This is a genomic window from Actinoplanes sp. NPDC051343 (assembly GCF_044455125.1).
Lineage (GTDB): Bacteria > Actinomycetota > Actinomycetes > Mycobacteriales > Micromonosporaceae > Actinoplanes.
Genome location: NZ_JBITEL010000003.1, coordinates 487918 through 509557, shown reverse-complemented (window position 1 = coordinate 509557; position 21640 = coordinate 487918). Strand labels below are relative to the sequence as shown.

The following is a 21640-nucleotide window of genomic DNA, read 5'->3' as shown; positions in this document are numbered from 1 at the left end:
ACCCTACCGGTGGGAGCAGGTCACGGGCGCACAACTGCCGGCGGGTTTCCCCCGCCGGCAGGCGCGAAAGGGGCGCGGGCCTAGAGGCCGGCGGCCAGCTGCGTGCGCAGCTTGGTGAGCGCCCGGCCGAGCAGACGCGAGACGTGCATCTGGGAGATGCCGATCTGGTCGGCGATCTGCGACTGGGTCAGGTTGCCGTAGAAGCGCAGCGTGAGGATCCTCTGCTCGCGCTCGTCGAGCGTCGCCAGCGCTGGGCCGAGCGCCACCCGGGTCTCGGCCAGCTCGTACTCGTGGTCTTCGCCGCCCAGCGTGTCGCCGAGCTCGGTGATCCCGTCGGCGGAGACCGGGGTGGACAGCGAGGTGGCGTTGTAGGCGCGGGCGCCTTCCAGCCCTTCCAGCACGTCCTCTTCCGAGACTCCGAGGTGCCCCGCGATGTCCGGCACCGTCGGCGAACGGCCCAGCGTGTGGGTCAGGGTGCTGTTGGCTTCGGTGATCGCCAGGCGCAGTTCCTGCAGGCGGCGGGGCACGCGAACCGACCAGGTGCGGTCGCGGAAGTGCCGCTTGATCTCGCCGATGATGGTCGGGATGGCGTAGCCGGCGAAGTCGACGCCGCGGTCCGGGTCGAACTTGTCGACCGCCTTGATCAGGCCGACGGTGGCGGTCTGGATCAGGTCGTCGGCGGGTTCTCCGCGGCCGGAGTAGCGGTGGGCGAGGTGGCGGGCCAGCGGCAGCCACGCCTCGATCGTGCGGTCACGCAGACCGGGCCGGGTGGGGTCGTCGGCGAGCGCGTGGAGCAGCTCGGTGGCGCTGTCGGTGCTTGTCTCGGCGTAGAGCAGGGTCATCGCTGTGGTCCTCCATGGGCGGGCAGAGAGCCGTGCCCGCGTGCGGCGACCGTTCAGCGTTGAGGTTATCTGATTAGCGGAGCCGTGCCTAGCCGAAAGTATGAGTCTTACCCCCCACGATGAGGGTAAGAGGACCCCAGCGGGTCAACCGCCCACCATGCGATGTCGGTGCCCCGTGGTAGACAGCGAGAAACATCTTCGGAACTGGAGACGGGAAACAGGATGGCCATTCTCGGCATCGACATCGGCGGCTCCGGGGTCAAGGGCGCACCGGTCGACACGGTGCGCGGCGAGTTCCTAGCCGAGCGCTACCGGGTGGTGACACCCCAACCGTCGGACGTGACCAGTGTGGTCGAGGCGGTGGCCGAGGTCGCGGCGCAGTTCAGCGGTTACGACCGGGTCGGCATCACCTTCCCCGGTGTGGTCGTCGACGGCGTCACCCGCACCGCGGCCAACGTCGACAAGTCGTGGCTCGACGCCCCGGCGGCGCAGCTCTTCACCGACCGGCTCGGCATGCCGGTCTCGGTGCTCAACGACGCCGACGCGGCCGGTGTGGCCGAGGTGGCGTTCGGGGCCGGCCGCGACCAGGCCGGCCTCATCATGATGCTGACCTTCGGCACCGGCATCGGCAGCGCGCTCTTCCTCGACGGCAAGCTGATCCCGAACACGGAGTTCGGCCACATCGAGCTCGACGGCAAGGACGCCGAGACCCGGGCGTCCGACCGGGCCCGCGAGGCCGACGACATGAGCTGGGAAAAATGGGCCGGCCGGGTGCAGGACTACCTGCGCGCCGTCGAGGCGCTGCTCTCGCCGCGGCTGTTCATCATCGGCGGCGGCGTCAGCAAGAAGTCGGACCGCTTCTTCCCGCTGATCGACATCCGCACCCCGATGGTCGCGGCGACGCTGCTCAACAACGCCGGCATCATCGGCGCCGCGGTCACCGCCGAGCAGGCGCACGGCCCCGGGGTCGTCCCGGTCGACGCCGCGGCGCAGGCCCACGCCGAGGGCGGCGGGACCAGCGGCGCCCAGGCCGGCCGCGCACCCGCGAACAACTGAGGAGTTTCCGTGCCCCGCACCATCGCGACCAACACCCGGGCCGACCGCGAGCAACTGCTCGAGTTCATCCGCCCCCGGCACCACGCGATCCTGATGACCACCCGCCGGGACGGCCGTCCCCAGTCGTCGCCCAACTCCTGCGGCGTCGACACCGAGGGCCGCATCGTCATCTCGACCTACCCCGAGCGGGTCAAGGCCACCAACATCCGTCGCAACCCGCAGGTCTCCGCCCTGATCCTGTCGGACGACTTCGGCGGCGCCTGGGTGCAGGTGGACGGCACGGCCGAGGTGCTCGACCTGCCCGAGGCGCTGGAGCCCCTGGTCGAATACTTCCGCGTCATCTCAGGCGAACACCCCAACTGGGACGAATACCGCCAGGCGATGAAAGACCAGGGCAAGTCCCTGATCCGCATCACGATCGACCGCTGGGGCCCGATCGCCACCGGCGGCTTCCCCGCCCGGCTCGCTGACAGCTGAGACCAAGACCGAGAAAGCCGCCGCCCATCGAGGGCGGCGGCTTTCTTGTGTACGCGTCGTCGAGCCGGTGGACAGCCCGCCGAATGTGTCGCACCCCCGTGCTGTACTCGGCCCCACCCAGTGCCGGGGCGGGACTCAGAACAACAACCAGATCAAGCCGGCAGAGCGGCCTCGTTCTGCTCAGCGTCCAGCAGGTAGAGCAGTGTGTCCCGGTGCAGCTCGGCGATCGACTCGAGCAGGTCGGGGTGGCGCAGCAGGACGGCCGCCTTGAGGTCGCGCTCGTCCGGGGTCAGCAGCCGGCGGAACTCGTGCGGCACGTCGCCCGGGATGCGCGGGTACGGGCTGGGTCGCGAGGTGTCCGACGGGACGGCCGCGAGCACCGCGTCGACGCCGCGGCGGGCCAGCATCGGGTCGGCGAGCAGGCAGGCGGCCCACGAGACGACGACCTCGTCGACCCAGGTGCGCCAGCCCTCGGCCTCGAGCGCCTCGTCGTCCGGCTCGCTGCCGGCGCGCCAGTCCAGGACGGCCGAGCCGCCCGGGCCGGCGATCGCGACCAGGGCCGCGTCCATCTCGGTCGGGTAGCGCAGCCAGGCGGCGACCGTGATCGCCTGCCGGGCCTGCAGCTCGGACAGGGTGTGCGCGATGGAGTCGGGGCTGCCCGCCGGGTAGGCGCGCGAGAGCCAGTGGGTGCTCGCCGCGATCACCGGGGAAAGCTCACCAGAGGGACTCGCCACGTTGTGCTCCGATCCGTTCGGGCGCGGCAGCCGGTCGGTGCCGCGTCGAGGATCTGGTCGGCGGGCGGGGCAGGGGTGCTGAGCAGGGTCACCGGAGTGGGACCCTCCGGCAACCGACGTGCTCCCCGGAGGGCTCGAACGCCCTTCGGCGAAACCGTTCTGCTACCGGATCCGGTCCGGCCGCGGGGCGCAGTCATGTGTCGACCTCGACGATCCCGGGCAGACTGCCGGGGCGGCTGTTGCGTCCGCCGGCTTTCCCGCGCGGGCGCCGATCGGGAAACGTGATTTTGCCGGCCGGTAACGTGCCGATGATCAAGCCCGGTAAGCATGAACGGGTGCTGTGCGGGGCCGAATCAGCGAATTCGTGGGCGGCGCCAAGGCGCGGTGCGGATGAGGCGGGCCGGGCGCGCTCCGGTAGGTTGAACAGGTCGGCTCTGCGTCGTTTGCGACGGCTCCACTGCGGAGAAGTATGCCTTGACGATGTCTCACTTTTTGCCGACCCCGCCCACGCCCTTCTGACTACGGTGGAGATCATGACCGGTCGTTTCCCCATCGAGGACGTGACGCCCTCGGTGTCCTGTGGCCGTTACCCGGCCAAGGCGGTCGTCGGCGAACTGGTGCCGGTCGCCGCGGTGTCCTATCGCGAAGGCCACAACGCTCTCGGTGTCAACGTGGTCTGGCGTGGCCCCGACGGTGAGGCCGAGCCGTTCACCCGGATGCTGCCGGGCGAGCCCGGCCTCGACCAGTGGCACGGGGTGATCCGCCCCAGCCGGGTCGGCCGGTGGACGTTCACGGTGGAGGCGTTCGACGACCCCTACCGCACGTGGCGGGACGCCGTGGTGAAAAAGATCGGGGCGGGCCAGGGCCTCGAGGATCTGCACAACGACATCGACGAGGGCGCCGAGGTGCTCGACCTAGCCGCCAAGATCGTGCCGAGCGAGCACGAGGAGCGGGTGCGCGACGCGGCGGCCGCCCTGCGCGACGAGCAGCGGTCGCTGTTCGCCCGGGTCTCCCCCGCGCTCGACCTCGAGGAACTGCTGTGGGACAACCCGGTCCGTCACCTGGTGACGACCACCCGGTCGTACGCGATCTGGGTCGATCGCCCGCGCGCGCTCTACTCGTCGTGGTATGAGTTCTTTCCCCGCTCGGAGGGCGCCGAGGTCAGTCCCGAGGGGACCCCGATCAGGCACGGCACGTTCGCGACCGCGGCCGAACGCATCCCGGCCGTCGCCGCGATGGGCTTCAACGTGCTCTACCTTCCGCCGATCCACCCGATCGGCAAGGTCAACCGCAAGGGCCGCAACAACACGCTGGTGGCCCGCCCGGAGGACGTCGGCTCGCCGTGGGCGATCGGCTCGGACGAGGGCGGCCACGACGCGATCCACCCCCAGCTGGGCACCCTGGACGACTTCCGCGCGTTCGTCGCGAAGGCCGAGGAGCACGGGCTCGAGGTCGCGCTGGACCTGGCGCTGCAGGCGGCACCCGACCACCCGTGGGTGACGTCGCACCCCGAGTTCTTCACCACGCGGGCCGACGGCACGATCGCCTACGCGGAGAACCCGCCCAAGAAATATCAGGACATCTACCCGCTCAACTGGGACAACGACTACAAGGGCCTGCGCGAGGAGGTGCTGCGCATCGTGCGGCACTGGGTCGCGCAGGGCATCAAGATCTTCCGGGTCGACAACCCGCACACCAAGGCGCTCAACTTCTGGCAGTGGCTGATCGCCAAGGTCAAGGAGGAGGAGCCGGACGTCCTGTTCCTGGCCGAGGCGTTCACCCGGCCGGCCATGATGAACGGCCTCGGCAAGATCGGGTTCAGCCAGTCCTACACGTACTTCACGTGGCGCACCTCGGCCTGGGAAATGCGCGAATACATGGGCCAGCTGATCGCCTCGCTCGACTGGATGCGGCCCAACTTCTGGCCCAACACCCCGGACATCCTGCACGAGTCGCTGCAGCACGGCGGCCCGCCGATGTTCAAGATCCGGGCGGTGCTGGCCGCGATCCTCTCGCCCTCCTGGGGCATGTACTCCGGGTTCGAGCTGTTCGAGCACGTCGCGCGGCCGGGCGCCGAGGAATACCTCGACAACGAGAAGTTCGAGCTGAGGCCGCGCGACTGGGCGGCCGCCGAGCGCAACGGCCGCTCCCTGGCGCCCTACATCACGATGCTCAACCGGACCCGGGACGCCAACCCGGCCCTGCACTGGCTGCGCAACCTGGTGTTCCACGAGGTCGACAACGGCGCGCTGCTCTGCTTCTCCAAGCGCGACGAGACGACCGGCAACACCGTGCTGGTGGTGGTCACGTTCGACTCCGGCAACGTGCAGTGGGGCAACACCGTGCTGGACATGCCGGCCCTGGGAATGGACTGGCATGACCGTTTCACGGTCACCGACCAGGTCACCGGGGCAACCTACGAGTGGGGGCAGCACAACCCGGTCCGGATCGATCCGTACGTCGAACCGGCCCACATCTTCGTTGTGCAGCCGCGTCTTTGATTCATTTTCCGGCACGTGGGTAGGTGGGAACCTGATGACTGATCTCGAGAGCGAGTTCGATCCGGCCGAGGGCAGCCATGTCGAGGACGGTGTGGTCGAGCATCCCAACGCGGACGACTTCGGCCACGCACGCTCGCTACCCGCGGACCGCACCTGGTTTCAGCGCGCGGTCTTCTACGAGGTCCTCGTCCGGGCGTTCTACGACTCGAGTTCCGACGGTTCCGGCGATCTGCGCGGCCTGATCGAGCGGCTCGACTACCTGCAGTGGCTGGGCGTCGACTGTCTCTGGCTACCGCCGTTCTACCAGTCGCCGCTGCGCGACGGCGGCTACGACATCAGTGACTTCTATCGGGTGCTCCCCGAGTTCGGCACCGTCGAAGACTTCGTGGCCCTGCTCGACGCGGCACACAAGCGCGGCATCCGGGTGATCACCGACCTGGTGATGAACCACACGAGTGACCAGCACGCGTGGTTCCAGGAGTCACGCCGTGACCCCGACGGCCCGTACGGCGATTTCTACGTATGGAGCGACACCAGCGACCAGTACAAGGACGCTCGAGTGATCTTCGTCGACACCGAGGAGTCGAACTGGACGTTCGACCCGGTGCGCCGGCAGTTCTTCTGGCACCGCTTCTTCTCCCACCAGCCCGACCTCAACTACGACAACCCGGCCGTGCAGGAAGCGATGATCGACGTTCTGCGCTTCTGGCTCGACCTGGGCATCGACGGCTTCCGGCTGGACGCGGTCCCTTATCTGTACGAGCGCGAGGGCACGAACGGCGAAAATCTGCCCGAGACCCACGCCTTCCTCAAGCACTGCCGGAAGGTGATCGACGACGAGTACCCGGGGCGGGTGCTGCTGGCCGAGGCCAACCAGTGGCCGGCCGACGTGGTCGAATACTTCGGCGACCCGCGCAGCGGCGGCGACGAGTGCCACATGGCGTTCCACTTCCCGTTGATGCCACGCATCTTCATGGCGGTCCGGCGGGAGTCGCGCTTCCCGATCTCGGAGATCATGGCGCAGACGCCGGCCATCCCGGACAACTGCCAGTGGGGCATCTTCCTGCGCAACCACGACGAGTTGACGCTCGAGATGGTGACCGACGAAGAGCGCGACTACATGTACTCCGAATACGCCAAGGACCCGCGGATGAAAGCCAACGTCGGCATCCGCCGGCGCTTGGCCCCGCTGCTGGAGAACGACCGCAACCAGATCGAGTTGTTCACCGCCCTGCTGCTGTCGCTGCCCGGTTCGCCGGTGCTCTACTACGGCGACGAGATCGGCATGGGTGACAACATCTGGCTGGGTGACCGCGACGGCGTACGCACCCCGATGCAGTGGACGCCCGACCGCAACGCGGGCTTCTCCACCGCCCACCCGGGCCGGCTCTTCCTGCCGGCCAACCAGGACCCGGTGTACGGCTACCAGTCGGTCAACGTGGAGGCCCAGCGGGACAGTTCCACCTCGCTGCTGAACTGGACGCGTACGATGCTCGCCGTGCGCCGCCGCCACGAGGCGTTCGCCGTCGGCACGTTCCGCGAGCTCGGCGGGTCCAACCCGTCCGTGCTGGCCTACCTGCGCGAGGACGGCGACGACGTGGTGCTCTGCGTCAACAACCTGTCGCGGTTCCCGCAACCCATCGAACTCAACCTGCAGCACTGGAACGGGTACACGCCGGTCGAGCTGACCGGGCACGTGAACTTCCCGCGGATCGGCCAGTTGCCCTACCTTCTGACTCTGCCGGGCCACGGCTTCTACTGGTTCCAGCTGTGCGGTGCCGAGGAGAAGCAATGACGCTGCCTTTCGCCGAGTGGCTCCCCGAGCAGAGGTGGTACGCGGGGCGTGCCCGCACCCTCGCCTCGGTCAAGCAGGCGTCGTCTACGACGCTCGCCGACAATCTCGACCTGGTGCTGATCGACGTCGAATACACCGACGGCAGCTCCGAGCGCTACCAGGTGGTGGTGGCCTGGGACTCGGGCCCGATCGTCGAATACAGCACCGTCGCAACGATCGGCACCGCTGACAACCGCACCGGCTACGACGCGCTCTACGATCCGCGGGCCGCCCGCCGGCTGCTCGAGCTGATCGCCGCCGGCGGTACGGTCGGTGACGTCGTGTTCCAGCCCGAGCCGGGAGCGACGTTCCCGCTCGACACGGCGCCGCGGGTGTTCGACGCCGAACAGAGCAACACCAGCGTGATCTTCGAGCAGGAGGCCATCCTCAAGGTCTTCCGCCGGGTCTCGGCCGGCATCAACCCCGACATCGAGCTCAACCGGGTGCTCGGCCGGTCCGGCAACGTCCACGTGGCCAAGCTCCTGGGCTCGTTCGAGACGACCGAGAGCGGCGAGTCGTGCCCGCTGGGCATGGTCACGGCGTACGCGGCCAACTCGGCCGAGGGCTGGGCGATGGCCACGGCCAGCGCCCGCGACCTGTTCGCCGACGCCGAGATGCGGGCCGACCAGGTCGGCGGCGACTTCCATAGCGAGTCCTACCGTCTCGGCGAGGCGGTCGCGTCGGTGCACTCCGACCTGGCCGCCGCGCTGGGCAGCGGCCCGGCGCCGTTCCCGGTCGACGCGGTGCTGGCCCGGCTGCGGTCGGCGGCCAACGCGGTCGGCGAGATCCAGCAGTACGTGCCGCGCATCGAGCAGCAGTTCCGCAACCTCACCGGCCGCGAGGTGACAGTTCAGCGCGTCCACGGCGACCTGCACCTGGGTCAGGTGCTGCGCACCCCGGGCGGCTGGCTGCTGATCGACTTCGAGGGCGAGCCGGGCGCACCCCTCGACGAGCGACGCATGCCCGATTCGCCGCTGCGCGACATCGCGGGCGTGCTGCGCAGCTACGAATACGCGGCCTACCAACTGCTCGTCGACCAGTCCGACAACGAGCATCTGGCCGCCCGGGCCCGCGAGTGGGTCGACCGCAACCGGGCGGCGTTCTGCGACGGATACGCCAAGGCGGCCGGTTTCGACCCGCGCGAGCACGCCGACCTGCTGGCGGCGTACGAGCTCGACAAGGCGGTCTACGAGGCCGCATACGAAGCACGGCACCGGCCGGGGTGGCTGCGCATCCCGCTGCGATCCATCGCCCGGCTCGTCGGCTGAACCCCATTAAGGAGCCTTTCGTGACCTCCGCCCTGGCAGCTGACCAGCGCACCCTGAACAGCATCGTGGCCGGCGAGACCCACGACCCGCACTCGGTGCTCGGTGCCCATCCGAGCGGCGACCACACCGTGATCCGCACGCTGCGCAAGGGCGCCAAGGCGGTGTCGGTGATCGCGGGCGACGAGCGGGTCGCCATGGTGCAGGTGCACCCGGACGGCGTCTTCGCCGCCGAACTTCCTGGCACGGTTCTCGACTACCGGCTCGACGTCGACGGTGTCGAGTGCGACGACCCGTACCGTCATCTCCCGACCCTGGGCGAGCTCGACCTGCACCTGATCGGCGAGGGCCGGCACGAGAAGCTGTGGAAGGTGCTGGGGGCCCAGCCTCGCGGCACCGGTGTCGGGTTCGCGGTCTGGGCGCCGGCCGCCCGGGGGGTTCAGGTGGTCGGCGATTTCGCCGGCTGGGGGCCGTACGACGGATGGCCGATGCGTTCGCTCGGCAGTTCCGGCGTCTGGGAGCTGTACATCCCGAACGCTCACGTGGGCACCCGGTACAAATACAAGATCCTCGGGCGCGACGGTGTGTGGCGCGAGCACGCCGACCCGCTGGCCCAGCACACCGAGGTGCCGCCGGCGACCGCGTCGGTGGTCTTCGAGTCGTCCCACGAATGGGGCGACGAGGCCTGGATGCGTGAGCGGGCGACTAAGCAGTGGCACCAGGAACCGATGAGCGCGTACGAGGTGCATCTCGGCTCGTGGCGGCCGGGCCTGTCCTACGTGGAACTGGCCACTCAGCTGGTGGAATACGTGGTCGACGCCGGGTTCACCCACGTCGAGCTGATGCCGGTCATGGAGCACCCGTTCGGCGGCTCCTGGGGCTATCAGGTCACCGGCTACTTCGCCCCCACGTCGCGGTTCGGCAACCCCGACGAGTTCCGCTTCCTGGTCGACAAGCTGCACCAGGCCGGCATCGGCGTGATCCTCGACTGGGTGCCCGCGCACTTCCCGAAGGACGAATGGGCGCTCGCGCGCTTCGACGGGACACCGCTGTACGAGCACGGCGACTGGCGGCGCGGCGAGCACCCCGACTGGGGCACGTACGTCTTCGACTTCGGCCGCAAGGAGGTGCGCAACTTCCTGGTCGCCAATGCGGTCTACTGGTGCGAGGAGTTCCACGCCGACGGCCTGCGGGTCGACGCGGTCGCCTCGATGCTCTACCTCGACTACTCGCGCAAGGAAGGCGAGTGGACGCCCAATCAGTACGGCGGGCGGGAAAACCTGGACGCGATCAGCTTCCTGCAGGAGATGAACGCGACCGTCTACAAGAACAACCCCGGCGTGATCACGGTGGCCGAGGAGTCGACCGCGTGGCCGGGCGTGACCCGCCCAACCCACCTGGGCGGTCTCGGGTTCGGCTTCAAGTGGAACATGGGCTGGATGAACGACACCCTCTCGTACATGGAGAAGGAGCCGGTCTACCGGCAGTGGCACCACCACCAGATGACCTTCGCGACGGTCTACGCGTGGAGTGAGAACTACATCCTGCCGATCAGCCACGACGAGGTCGTGCACGGGAAGGGCTCGCTGACCGGCAAGATGCCCGGCGACGACTGGCAGAAGCTGGCCAACACGCGGGCGCTGCTCGGCTTCATGTGGGCGTTCACCGGCAAGCAGCTGCTGTTCATGGGCGGCGAGCTGGGCGACATGCGGGAGTGGAGCGAGGAGCGCGGCCTCGACTGGGGCCTGCTCGACAACCCCCAGTTCGCCGGCGTCCACGGCCTGGTGCGCGACCTCAACCGGGTCTACCGCGAAACCCCGGCCCTCTGGAGCCAGGACACGTCATCGTCCGGCTTCCGGTGGATCACCAGCGAAGACTCGCAGCACAACACGTTCTCGTTCATCCGCTTCGCCCCGAACGGCGACCCGCTGGTCTGCGTGGTCAACTTCGCGGCGGTGCCGCACGAGGGCTACCGCATCGGCCTGCCCCGGCCCGGCCACTGGGCCGAGGTGGTCAACACCGACAGCGAGCTCTACGGCGGCTCCGGTGTCGGCAACCTGGGCTCGGTCGAGGCCGAGGCGCTCCCCTGGCACGGGCTCGACTTCTCGGTGTCACTGCGGGTGCCGCCGCTCGGCGCGGTCTGGCTGCGCCCGGTCTAGCAACCACTCCTCCGCCAGCAGGCCGAAGATCAGGTCGTCGGTCCACTCACCCTTGATCCAGGTCTGCTGGCGCAGGTGCCCTTCCCGCGTGAACCCGAGCCGCTCCATCAGAGCGGCGGAGCCGGCATTGCGGGCGTCGCACTCCCCGGTCACCTTGTGCAGACCTTGCACGCGAAAGAGCCGATCCAGCACGGCCCCGACGGCTTCGGTCGCAAAACCCTTTTTCTGGTACGCGCGAGCCAACGTGAACCCGACCTCGGCCTGCTTGAGGTTGTCGTGCAGGTGCACGGCCACGTCCCCGATCAGCGCCTTTTCGCCGGGGTGCTCGATGGCGTACTGGAACCAGCCCGCCTTGTCCGGGTCGGAGGCGATAAAGTTGGTCACCGCGGTCTCGGCCCGCAGCAGCGGAAACGGCGCATCCCACGACTGGTAGCGGGCCACCTCCGGATCGGACCGGTACTCCGCGAGGGCGGTGGCGTCGGCCGCCCGGAAGCGCCGCAGCACCAGCCGCTCAGTCGTGATCAGCATGCCCCCGAGGCTAGTTCACCAGGGCGCCCGGCTTCGCTGAGCAGCGCCTCCGGTAAGAATGGGGTCCCGAGGAATCGCCGAGGCACAGCTGAGGATGCCGTCGTATGTGGATCTGCCCCAAATGTGCCGCACACAACGACGACAAGACCCACGTTTGCCCGGTTTGTGGCACCCGCTGGCTTTCCGGCCCGGGTGCCGGATCCGGTCCCGGTGGCGAATCCAGCCCGGGTGGCGAATCCAGCCCGGGTGGCGAATCCAGCCCAGGTGGCGGGCCCAGCCCAGGTGGCGGGCCCAGCCCAGGTAGCGGGCCCAGCCCAGGTAGCGGGCCCAGCCCAGGTAGCGGGCCCAGCCCAGGTGGCGGATCCGGCCCGGGTGGCGGATCCCGCCCGGAATACCCGGTTCCGGTCGATCCCTGGGCCTCGCGGGCCGACACCGAGACCGTCCTGTCACCGTTCCACCACGCCCCCGGCTCCGGCGCCCCGACCTCGGCCGCGGTACCGGCGCCGACCCGGCCCTTCGTGGGCACGATCGTCCCCGCCCCGCAACCGCCGACCCGCCCGGCAACGATCCAAGTCACGCAGCGCAACGGCGTCCGGCCCCGCCGGGTCATCACGATCGCGGCCGTGCTCGTGGCCGGCGCGGGCGTGGCCGCGGCGATCGTGGTCCCCAAGCTGCTTTCGCACGACAACGGCGGCAGCACACCGACCCCGACGACGGCGACCGGCTCCAGCGCACCCCCGTCCTCCCCCGATCCGGAAGAGGGCGGCCCGGCGGTAGCCATCGCACCCGACATCACGGACGACCGCGCCGACGAGGTGGCCGCGATGCTCGACGTCTACTTCAACGGCATCAACGCCAAGGACTACCCGGCCGTGGGCACGGTCCTCGACCCCGACGGCACCACCGACCCCGACGACGAGGACGACATGCAGGAGCTGGCCGACGGCACCCGCTCGACCAGGGATTCGCACGTCACGCTGACCTCGCTCGACGACGCCGGCCACGGGCTGCTCTCGGCCGAGGTCACCTTCCGGAGCAACCAGAAGGCCGGCGAGGGTCCGCACGACCGGCCCGCCGAGACCTGCACCGAGTGGGACATCGTCTACACCCTGAGCCACGACGATGCGTACCGGATCCGCCAGAGCGACGCCGAGTCCGAGCCATGCTGATCGAGTTCACCGGCGACCTGTGGTTCTGGCGCGGCCCGGCCCCCTGGCACTTCGTGACGGTGCCGGAGCCGCACTGCCGCGACATCGCCTCGGCGGCGTCGCTGGTCAGTTACGGCTGGGGCATGATTCCGGTCGGCGTCACCGTCGGCGCCACCCAGTGGACGACGTCCCTGTGGCCCAAGGACGGCGCCTACCTGGTCCCGATCAAAACCTGGGTCCGGAAGGCCGAGCAGCTGGACGTCGGCGACACCGTAGCGGTCCGCCTGACGATAGATGCCGACTGAGCCGCCGTTTCAGTGCACCAGAGTGTCGATCAGCTCCCGCAGGTTGTTGGCCGCCTCCAGCACCGTGCCGACCATGCCGACCCGGCCGATGATCCGCACGATCGTGTCGCGCATCGCGGGCGCGTCGATCTCCGGGCTCCGGAACTCGTCCTCGATCGACTGTGCGTCCTTGCGGACCTTGGCCGCCTCGGGGATCCGGTCCGCGTTCTGGTCGACCAGCGTCCGGAACGCCGCCAGCGCGGAGAGGAAGGCCTCGCTGCCGCCTCCGGCGTGGTTGATCGAGACATCCCGCTGCACGGCCCGGGCCTTCGGCCCGTTGGCGATGGCCCCGTACGCCGAACCGCCGATGCGGATCTCGTTGCTCACGTCACACTCCCCTGCCCTGTCCGGTCGTGATGGTCACGCCGGCCTGGCTCGCCTTGGCACCCATGCCGACGGCGATCGAGCCGTTCACGTCCCCGGCGACGACGGCGCTGTTGTTGTACTGGTAGAAGTTCGCCTTGGCCACGAAGTCGGCCGAGTCGACACCCTGGGACACCAGGTATTCGTCGATCGCCTCGGTCACCCGCTTGTCGATCAGCCGGGTGTACTTCTCGGCGTCCAGCCCCTGCAGATAGTTCGCGTACGACGGCCGGCTCGCCAGCTCCCGCACGTCGATGCGGGAGCCGAAGTCGTACACCGGCTCGCGTGCCGCCTCCTGGTCGGCCTTGTGCATCGCGCCGATCAGGGTGAGCCGCCGGTAGAGCGCCCGCACCAGCCGGAACGGCGCCACCGCGACGTCGCCGAGGAACCTCCGGAACGCCTCGCCGACGGCCGGGCTCAGCCGGTCGTCGGTCGCCGAGTACCGGTCGATGTCCAGGTAGGCCTGCCGGATCGGGCCGAGCACCGTGGACACCAGCTCGACGTAGAGCAGGCCGCCCTCGACCGCGACGTGGATGAACGTCGAGCTGATCGCGCTCTGGTGCTCGGCCGGCATGATCGTGCGGCCGTCGGCCCCGAGCGCGGCCCGGTCCGGTGCGCCGACGCTGGCCCGCAGGAAGTGCCGTGCGCTGGTCTGCGGCGACCGGATGATCGCCTCGACGGTGGCCGGCTCGGCGAACGAGTACGGCAGCCGGGTCCGGTCGTCGATCAGCGGGTAGTCGTGCCACCGGGTGCCCGAGGAGACGACCTGGTCGCGTAACTGCAGACCGATGATCTGGGCCGGGCCCGGCAGGTCGCGGCCCCGCATCGAGGCCAGCCGGTGCCGTAGGTGATGCATGAGCCCGTTCGGGTCGATGTCGACCCGGGGACCGGGACCCGCCCCCGGTTCGGCGCCCTGGGGCGGCCGGGCCCGCAACTCGGTCGCCACCGCCCAGGCGTTGATGCGCTCACCAGCGCCGACGAACGGCTCGAACCCGGCGTGCAGCACGATGTTGCCGGACTGAGCCGCCCCGACGACCCCCAGGCGGTGCTCCACCTCGCGGGCCTCCGGACGCAGCCGCCCGGCCGGCTTGCCGCGGGCCAGGTCGGTGGTGATGATGTCGATCATCCAGTAGCGGTGCAGGGTCAGCACGACCATCAGCCCGACGACCACGGCGAGCAGGCCAAGACCGAACTTGACCACCGAGCCGGTCGAGTCGCTACCGGCCGGCGAATCGTATGTCGATCCGAGGCTGGAGCCCGAGAACGACCCCGACCCCACGATCGAGAGCAGCGCCGCGGCGGGACCGAACAGGCAGCCGCCGAGCCCGACCACGAGGAGCAGCCCGACGACCACTTGCCAGGCCGGCCGGCCCTTCCGGCGGACCCGCGTGCGGTCGGGCATGAACAGGTACGCCAGCAGGCAGACCACGAACAGCGTCACGGTCGGCCCGGTGAAGACGAACGCCCCGACCAGCAACACGAGCGTGAGCAGGGCGTTCTGCCGCAACCAGAGGCGCTGGGCCCGGAAGCAGTGCCGGATGATCGTCACGAGGTCGTAGCCGAGGGCCGGGGCGACCGCCCGATGACTCTCGCCGATCATCTCGTCGATCACGATCTCGGCGTACTTCTGGTCGACGTAGGCCGCCCCGCTCAGATAGCGGGTGGTCGAGGTGAGCGGCGTCCCCGGCTGTTTCGAGATGCCGTCGGCATGGATGAACGCGTGTTGCTCGGCGTCGGTATAAGTCATCTCGCTGATTTCCCTTTCGCGACGATGCGTAGTCGACCACATCGATCAGTCAGCGAGAATGGACCGAAGAGATGAGGAGTTCCGGGCGTCACCGGCCACCTGCGGCGCCTCCCCCGAACGGCGAAACGGCCTGGTCAGGCGGCCGACATCGTTCCGTCTAATTCGGGTACGGGCAGCATTTCCGGTTGCGACGAAAAGTGCTAGTCATTGGCGGAGAGAATCGCCGGTCTCGAGAAAGTCGTCGCATGTGGATCTGCCCTAGCTGTGCCGAGCCGAACGACGACGACGCACCGGTTTGCGCGGTGTGCGCAACGCGCCCGCTCGCCACCGGAAGACCGGCGCCGAGGCCCGCGCCCGCGCCTCCCTCGCCGGCCGCCGACCCGTGGACGCCCGCGATGCCGGCCTGGGAAGCGACGCCGGCCCGGGAAGCGACGCCGGCCCGGGACTCGACGCCGACCTGGGAAGCGACGCCGGCCCGGGAAGCCGAGCCGACGGCGCCCGACGATCACCACAGCCGCCACCAGCCGCTCCCCGTCCGCTGGATCGTGGCCGTCGCGACGGTCGCCCTGGTCGGTGCGGGAGTCGCCGCCGCGATCGTGGTGCCCCGTCTGCTCTCCAAGGACGACCATCCGGCGCCCGCCTCCACCACGACGGCACCGATCGCCGCCCCGGCCACCGTCGACACGACGGACCCGGCCACGACGGACCCCACCGACACCTCGGACCCGCCCGAGACCGCAGAGACGCTCGACCCGACCACCGACCCGCCCGCCCCGAGCGGCATCGTCGCCATCGGCCCCGGCGTGACCGACGAACGGGCGCCCGGCGTGGCCGCGATGTTCGACACCTACTTCGGCGGCGTCAACGACAAGAATTACGACGCGGTCGGCTCGGTGCTCGACCCCGCGGGCTCGGTCGACCCGTCCGACCCGGCCGAGATGAACGCCCTGGCCCGGGGCACCCGCTCGACCACCGACTCGGACATCGCGCTGACCGGCCTCGCCGACACCTCCGGCGGCCTGCTCGCCGCCGACGTGACCTTCGTCAGCCACCAGACCGCGGGTGACGGCCCGCGCGGCCGCTCCTCCGAGACCTGCACGCACTGGACCATCCGCTACACCGTGAGCAACAGCGGCGCCTACCGGATCCGCAGGAGCAAGGCGACCTCGCGGCCGTGCGCCTAGGACGGGCCCTGGTCGACCTCGTCGATGTCGGCGACGATCACGGTGACGTTGTCGGGGGCGCCGTTGTCCAGTGTGCGGTGGACCAGTTCGGCCGCGGCCGTCTTGCGGTCGGCGTTGGACCGCAGGGTTTCGGCGATCACGCTGTCTTCCACGTAGTCCGACAGGCCGTCGCTGCACAGCAGGAACCGGTCGCCGACCTGCACCGGGATCATGCGGCCGGCCGGGCGGAACGGGCCGCCCTGCACGGCCTGGGTCACCAGGGCCCGCTGCGGGTGCCGGCGCGCGTCGTCGGGCGTGAGAACGCCCTGGTCGACCAGCGCCTGCACGTACGTGTCGTCGCGGGTGAGCTGGCTCAGTGAGCCGTCGCGCAGGCGGTAGCAGCGGGAGTCGCCCACGTTGAGCATCGCCACCCGGTCGCCCGACAGCAGCAGCGTGGTGACCGTCGTGCCCATGCCGTCGCGGGCGTCGTCGTCGGCGACCGCAGCCTCGATGCGCTCGTTGGCGGTCTGCAGGGCGGCGATCAGATCCTGCAGCGGCTCGCCGGTGTCGGGCAGCTCATCGACGACGCCCATTGCCTGCACCAGGATGTCGCTGGCCAGCTCGCCGGCCGGGAGACCGCCCATGCCGTCTGCCACCACGAGGAGGCGGTTGCCGACGAACACCGCGTCTTCGTTGTTGGACCGCACCAGGCCCTGATCGGTGGCGGCGACCGCCCGGACAACTAGCGTCATGTCACAAGACTGCCAAACACCCTCGCAGAAGTCTCTAGTACCTCCTACGTAGTGTTGGGTGGTGATGGCGGTGCCGATGGTGGGGCGGGCGCCCGCGCTCGAGGAGTTGCGGGGGGCCCTCGACATCGTGCGCGCAGAAAACCGGCCGGTCACCGCCGTGCTGACAGGTGCCGCCGGAACAGGCAAAAGTGCGCTGGTCGGGGCGCTGCTGCAGGCTGCCGGATCGACCACGGTCCTGTCCGGGGCGGCCCGCGTGCACTCCCCGGCGCCCTACGACTGGCTGGCCGCGGTGCTGGCGAAAAGCGACGCCGACATCCCCGACGTGCCCGAGGGCGCCCTGTCCTGGCTGAAACAGGACCCGGATGTCCCTCGTGAGCGGTACACGCCGGACGCCCTGCTGCGCATCGCCGTGACGACCGTGCGGGCGCTGATCGGCACCTCCCCGGCCGTACTCGTGGTGGAAGATCTTCATGCTCTTGACCCGGCGAGCCTCAACCTGGTCGCCGAGCTCGCCGCGACCGACCTTCCGGCCCTGCTGCTGGTCACCAGCCAGCTTCCCGAGGAGGCCGTTTCGCCCCAGCTCACGGCCCGGACGCTCGCCCGGCTCACCGGGCGACCGGGCGCCGTCCGGCGCCATCTGAGCGGTCTGGCGCAGGCTGAGGTCGGCGAGCTCCTGCGGCACGCGTACGGCGTGGAAGCCGTGACCGTGGAGATCACGTCGGCGGTGTGGCGGCGTACCGAAGGAAACCCGTACCTGATCACCGAGCTGATCGCCCGCCTGAGCCCTGCGGGCCTGCGCGAGCTGGCGGCACCGCAGACGGACGATCTCACCGCACGCGAGCGTGAGGTGCTCGGCTGCATCGCCGAGGGGATGTCGAACAAGCAGATCGCCCGCGCCCTCGAGATCTCGGTGCGCACCGTGACCGTGCACGTCTCCAACCTGTTGCGCAAGACCGGCGCCGCCTCGCGGACCGAGGCGGCGCTGTGGGCCCTGGAGCGCAACGTCAGGGCCAGAGCAACGTCTTGATCGACCGGCGCTCGTGCATGGCCCGGTAGGCGTCGGCGACCTGGGCCATCGGCAGTTCGAGGTCGAAGACCGGGCCCGGGTCGAGCCGCCCGTCGAGCACCTCGGGCAGCAGTTCGTCGAGGTAGGCGCGGACCGGGGCGACGCCGCCGCCGACCGCGATGTTGCGCTGGAACATCGGACCGATCCGCACCTGGGAGCCTCCGACCGGCACGCCCACGAAGCCGATCCTGCCGCCGGGCCGGGCGGTCGCCATGGCCTGGTCCATCGAGGCCTCGGTGCCGACGCACTCGAGCACGCAGTCGGCGCCGGTGTCGCCGAGCAGGTCGCGCACCACGGCGGCGGCGTCGTCGCCCCGTTCGGCGACGACGTCGGTGGCACCGAAGCGGGTCGCCACCGCCTGACGGTCGGCGTGCGAGGAGCAGGCGATGACGCGTTCGGCGCCGAGGCGTACGGCGGCGAGCACCGCGCAGAGGCCGACCGCGCCGTCGCCGACCACCGCGACGGTCCGGCCGGGGCCGACACCGGCCGCGAGGGCCGCGTGGTGGCCGGTGCCCATCACGTCGGAGAGGGCGAGCAGGCCCGGGATCAGCTCCTTGCCCGGCTGCCCGGGCGTGGCGACCAGGGTGCCGTCGGCGAGCGGGACCCGCACGTACTCACCCTGGCAGCCGTCGATCTGGCGGCCGTGAAGGTCGAGGCCGCCCCAGTTCTGCCGGTGCAGGCACGACGTCTGTACGCCGTTGCGGCAGTTGACGCAGGTGTTGTCGCTGATCACGAACGGGGCGACCACGAAGTCACCGGCCTTGACCGTGGCGACCCCGGCGCCGGCCTCCTCGACCACGCCGACGAACTCGTGGCCGATCGGACGCGGGTCGCCCTCGGGGTGGAAGCCACGGAAGCCCCACAGGTCGGAGCCGCAGACGCAGGCCGCGGTGACGCGGACGACGACGTCGGACGGCAATTCGATCTTGGGGTCGGGCCGGTGTTCCCAGCGGATGTCCTCGGGCCCGTAAAACATGGTCGCCTGCATAAATATGACCCTATCCCCGCTCCGGCGGGTGATCAGAGAATGCATCGAGCGGGGCGGCGCGACAAGGGCACGGCGGCTCGGTAAGAATCGTCGACGTGACGACAGCGATCCATCAGCGCATTGCAGAGGAACTCGGGGTCCGCGAGGGCCAGGTGACAGCGGCGGTCGAGCTGCTCGACGGCGGCGCGACGGTGCCGTTCATCGCGCGCTACCGCAAGGAGGTCACCGGCACGCTGGACGACACCCAGCTGCGCACCCTGGAGGAACGCCTGGGCTACCTGCGCGAGCTGGAGGATCGCCGCGCGGCCGTCCTCGAGTCGATCCGTTCCCAGGGCAAGCTCGACGACGCCCTCGAGCAGGCCATCCTCGCCGCCGATTCGAAGGCCCGGCTGGAGGACATCTATCTGCCCTACAAGCCGAAGCGGCGCACCAAGGCCCAGATCGCCCGGGAGGCCGGCCTCGAGCCGCTGGCCGACCAACTCCTCGGCGACCCGACCCTCGACCCGCGGGCGTCGGCCGAGGCGTTCATCGATGCGGAAAAGGGCGTGGCCGACGCGACGGCCGCTCTGGACGGCGCCCGCTCGATCCTGATCGAGCGCTTCGCGGAGGACGCCGACCTCATCGGTGACCTGCGCGAGCAGATGTGGACGAAGGGACGCCTGGTCGCCAGGGTGCGTGAGGGCAAGGAGACCGACGGCGCCAAGTTCTCGGACTATTTCGACTTCGGCGAGCCGTTCGTCAAACTCCCGTCGCACCGCATCCTGGCGATGTTCCGCGGCGAGAAGGAGGACGTTCTCGACCTGACGATGGAGCCGACGCCCGCGGGCGAAGAAGGCAACTTCGAGGCCCGCATCGCCGGCCGCAACGGCATCTCGGACCAGGGGCGCGCGGGCGACAGGTGGATGCTCGACACCGTCCGCTGGGCCTGGCGCACCCGCATCCTCATCCACCTCGGCGCCGACCTGCGGGTCCGCCTCTGGCAGGCGGCCGAGGACGAGGCCGTACGCGTGTTCGCCGCCAACCTGCGCGACCTGCTGCTCGCCGCGCCGGCCGGCACCCGCGCGACGATGGGCCTCGACCCGGGCTTCCGCACCGGCGTGAAGGTCGCCGTGGTCGACGCGACCGGCAAGGTCGTCGCGACCGACACGATCTACCCGCACGTACCGCAGAACAAGTGGGACGAGTCGATCCACCGCCTGGCCACCCTGGCCGGCAAGCACAACGTCGACCTGATCGCGATCGGCAACGGCACCGCCTCGCGGGAGACCGACAAGCTGGCCGCCGACCTGATCAAGCGGCACCCGGAGGCCGGGCTCACCAAGGTGATGGTCTCCGAGGCCGGCGCCTCGGTCTACAGCGCTTCCGCGTACGCCGCCCAGGAATTGCCCGGCATGGACGTCTCGCTCCGCGGCGCGGTCTCGATCGCCCGCCGCCTCCAGGACCCGCTGGCCGAGCTGGTCAAGATCGACCCGCGCTCGATCGGCGTCGGGCAATATCAGCACGACCTCTCCGAGATGAAGCTCTCGCGTTCCCTCGACGCCGTGGTCGAAGACTGTGTGAACGCGGTCGGTGTCGACGTCAACACCGCCTCGGCCCCGCTGCTGACCCGGGTCTCGGGCATCGGCGCCGGCCTGGCCGAGAACATCGTGCTGCACCGCGACGCGAACGGGCCGTTCAAGACCCGCAGCGAGATCAAGAAGGTGGCCCGGCTCGGCCCCAAGGCGTTCGAGCAGTGCGCGGGCTTCCTGCGCATCCCGGACGGCGACGACCCGCTCGACGCGTCGAGCGTGCACCCGGAGTCCTACCCCGTGGTCCGCACGATCCTGAGCTCGGCCGGCGCCGACCTGAAGGCGGCCATGGGCAACAGCCCGCTGCTCAAGGCGATCCGCCCGGAGCAGTTCGTCACCGACACGGTCGGCCTGCCCACGATCACCGACATCCTCAAGGAGTTGGAGAAGCCGGGGCGCGACCCGCGGCCCGAGTTCACCACCGCCACCTTCGCCGAGGGCGTCGAGAAGATCTCCCACCTCAAGCCGGGCATGGTGCTCGAGGGCGTGGTGACCAACGTGGCCGCGTTCGGGGCGTTCGTCGACATCGGCGTCCACCAGGACGGCCTGGTGCACGTCTCGGCGTTGTCGAACACGTTCGTCAAGGACCCGCGCGAGGTGGTCAAGTCGGGCGACGTGGTCAAGGTGCGGGTGCTCGAGGTCGACGAGGTCCGCAAGCGGATCTCGCTGACCATGCGCCTGACCGACGAGCCGACCCGCGGCGGCCGCCCGCGCGACGACCGCCAGCCCGGCCAGTCGGGCCAGCCCAGCCAGTCGGGCCAGCCCGGCCAGTCGGGCCAGCCCGGCCAGTCGGGCCAGCCCAGCCAGTCGGGCCAGCCCGGCCAGCCGGGACGCCAGGGCGGCGGCGGGCAGCAGCGACAGGGCGGCGGCCAGCCCGGGCGCCAGGGTCAGGGCCGCGGCGGGCAGCAGCGACAGGGCGGCGGCCAGCAGCGACAGGGCGGCGGGCAGCAGCGGCAGGGTGGCGGCCCGCGCGGCGGCCAGCAGTCCGCCCCGATCAACAGCGAGATGGCCGAGGCCCTGCGGAGAGCGGGCCTGACCAGGGACTAGTCCGGCGGGGAAATTCTTCTCGGTAAACGGTGCACAACTCAGGCATGGGATCCGTCTT

At 70.1% G+C, this 21640-nt stretch carries 18 protein-coding genes; 11 read left to right on the top strand and 7 right to left on the bottom strand.

What is annotated here, in order from left to right; translation table 11 throughout:
• Nucleotides 1-80: 80 nt before the first annotated feature.
• The gene (locus ACIA5C_RS12885) at nucleotides 81-842 is read right to left on the bottom strand and encodes an RNA polymerase sigma factor SigF (protein WP_396053874.1); all 762 of its coding nucleotides are present in this window, start codon (nucleotides 840-842) and stop codon (nucleotides 81-83) included.
• Between the two features lie 222 nt (nucleotides 843-1064).
• Here ACIA5C_RS12885 and ppgK point away from each other — a divergent pair, with 222 nt between their 5' ends.
• The gene (ppgK, locus tag ACIA5C_RS12880; RefSeq protein ID WP_396053872.1) at nucleotides 1065-1898 is read left to right on the top strand and encodes a polyphosphate--glucose phosphotransferase; all 834 of its coding nucleotides are present in this window, start codon (nucleotides 1065-1067) and stop codon (nucleotides 1896-1898) included.
• A gap of 9 nt (nucleotides 1899-1907) precedes the next feature.
• Nucleotides 1908-2375, top strand: a complete 468-nt coding sequence (locus ACIA5C_RS12875; protein WP_396053870.1) for a PPOX class F420-dependent oxidoreductase — start codon at nucleotides 1908-1910, stop codon at nucleotides 2373-2375.
• A gap of 152 nt (nucleotides 2376-2527) precedes the next feature.
• Here the strand turns inward: ACIA5C_RS12875 and ACIA5C_RS12870 are convergent, their stop codons facing one another.
• Nucleotides 2528-3109, bottom strand: coding sequence for a hypothetical protein (locus ACIA5C_RS12870; RefSeq protein WP_396053868.1), 582 nt, complete (start codon nucleotides 3107-3109; stop codon nucleotides 2528-2530).
• Between the two features lie 533 nt (nucleotides 3110-3642).
• Between ACIA5C_RS12870 and ACIA5C_RS12865 the strand changes: the two genes are divergently transcribed.
• Genes ACIA5C_RS12865 through glgB form a run of 4 tightly spaced genes read left to right on the top strand, consistent with a single transcriptional unit; the run spans nucleotide 3643 to nucleotide 10868 of the window.
• Entirely contained in the window at nucleotides 3643-5610 is a 1968-nt protein-coding gene (locus ACIA5C_RS12865; RefSeq protein WP_396053866.1) for an alpha-1,4-glucan--maltose-1-phosphate maltosyltransferase, read from the top strand.
• Nucleotides 5611-5644: 34 nt separating this feature from the next.
• Nucleotides 5645-7405, top strand: coding sequence for a maltose alpha-D-glucosyltransferase (gene treS, locus ACIA5C_RS12860; RefSeq protein ID WP_396053864.1), 1761 nt, complete (start codon nucleotides 5645-5647; stop codon nucleotides 7403-7405).
• On the top strand, nucleotides 7402-8712 hold the full coding sequence (locus tag ACIA5C_RS12855) for a maltokinase (RefSeq protein ID WP_396053862.1): 1311 nt from the start codon (nucleotides 7402-7404) through the stop codon (nucleotides 8710-8712). The genes treS and ACIA5C_RS12855 overlap by 4 nt, the downstream gene beginning before the upstream one ends.
• A gap of 20 nt (nucleotides 8713-8732) precedes the next feature.
• Nucleotides 8733-10868, top strand: coding sequence for a 1,4-alpha-glucan branching protein GlgB (glgB, locus tag ACIA5C_RS12850; RefSeq protein ID WP_396053860.1), 2136 nt, complete (start codon nucleotides 8733-8735; stop codon nucleotides 10866-10868).
• Here glgB and ACIA5C_RS12845 read toward each other — a convergent pair.
• Entirely contained in the window at nucleotides 10821-11396 is a 576-nt protein-coding gene (locus ACIA5C_RS12845) for a GNAT family N-acetyltransferase (RefSeq protein WP_396053858.1), read from the bottom strand. The genes glgB and ACIA5C_RS12845 overlap by 48 nt on opposite strands.
• A gap of 518 nt (nucleotides 11397-11914) precedes the next feature.
• Here ACIA5C_RS12845 and ACIA5C_RS12840 point away from each other — a divergent pair.
• Both ACIA5C_RS12840 and ACIA5C_RS12835 read left to right on the top strand, forming a co-directional pair.
• On the top strand, nucleotides 11915-12565 hold the full coding sequence (locus ACIA5C_RS12840; RefSeq protein WP_396053856.1) for a hypothetical protein: 651 nt from the start codon (nucleotides 11915-11917) through the stop codon (nucleotides 12563-12565).
• Nucleotides 12559-12849 (top strand): DUF1905 domain-containing protein, encoded by a 291-nt coding sequence (locus ACIA5C_RS12835; RefSeq protein ID WP_396053854.1) that lies wholly within the window; start codon nucleotides 12559-12561, stop codon nucleotides 12847-12849. Before ACIA5C_RS12840 ends, ACIA5C_RS12835 begins: the two co-directional genes overlap by 7 nt.
• 9 nt (nucleotides 12850-12858) lie before the next feature.
• Here ACIA5C_RS12835 and ACIA5C_RS12830 read toward each other — a convergent pair whose 3' ends face one another.
• Nucleotides 12859-13215 (bottom strand): DUF5955 family protein, encoded by a 357-nt coding sequence (locus ACIA5C_RS12830; RefSeq protein ID WP_396053852.1) that lies wholly within the window; start codon nucleotides 13213-13215, stop codon nucleotides 12859-12861.
• Between the two features lies 1 nt (nucleotide 13216).
• Nucleotides 13217-14998 (bottom strand): hypothetical protein, encoded by a 1782-nt coding sequence (locus tag ACIA5C_RS12825; protein WP_396053850.1) that lies wholly within the window; start codon nucleotides 14996-14998, stop codon nucleotides 13217-13219.
• A gap of 395 nt (nucleotides 14999-15393) precedes the next feature.
• Between ACIA5C_RS12825 and ACIA5C_RS12820 the strand changes: the two genes are divergently transcribed.
• Nucleotides 15394-16182 carry a hypothetical protein gene (locus tag ACIA5C_RS12820; RefSeq protein ID WP_396053848.1) on the top strand — a complete coding sequence of 263 codons (789 nt, stop codon included), beginning with the start codon at nucleotides 15394-15396 and terminating at the stop codon, nucleotides 16180-16182.
• Here the strand turns inward: ACIA5C_RS12820 and ACIA5C_RS12815 are convergent.
• Nucleotides 16179-16913 carry a PP2C family protein-serine/threonine phosphatase gene (locus ACIA5C_RS12815; RefSeq protein WP_396053846.1) on the bottom strand — a complete coding sequence of 245 codons (735 nt, stop codon included), beginning with the start codon at nucleotides 16911-16913 and terminating at the stop codon, nucleotides 16179-16181. The two genes, ACIA5C_RS12820 and ACIA5C_RS12815, sit on opposite strands and share 4 nt — an antisense overlap.
• A 64-nt stretch (nucleotides 16914-16977) precedes the next feature.
• Here ACIA5C_RS12815 and ACIA5C_RS12810 point away from each other — a divergent pair, with 64 nt between their 5' ends.
• Entirely contained in the window at nucleotides 16978-17940 is a 963-nt protein-coding gene (locus ACIA5C_RS12810) for a LuxR C-terminal-related transcriptional regulator (RefSeq protein ID WP_396054328.1), read from the top strand.
• Here the strand turns inward: ACIA5C_RS12810 and ACIA5C_RS12805 are convergent.
• On the bottom strand, nucleotides 17918-18967 hold the full coding sequence (locus tag ACIA5C_RS12805; RefSeq protein ID WP_396053844.1) for a zinc-dependent alcohol dehydrogenase family protein: 1050 nt from the start codon (nucleotides 18965-18967) through the stop codon (nucleotides 17918-17920). The two genes, ACIA5C_RS12810 and ACIA5C_RS12805, sit on opposite strands and share 23 nt — an antisense overlap.
• A gap of 95 nt (nucleotides 18968-19062) precedes the next feature.
• Between ACIA5C_RS12805 and ACIA5C_RS12800 the strand changes: the two genes are divergently transcribed.
• A complete protein-coding gene (locus ACIA5C_RS12800; protein ID WP_396053842.1) occupies nucleotides 19063-21582 on the top strand; it encodes a Tex-like N-terminal domain-containing protein in 2520 nt (839 codons plus the stop codon).
• Nucleotides 21583-21640: the final 58 nt, after the last annotated feature.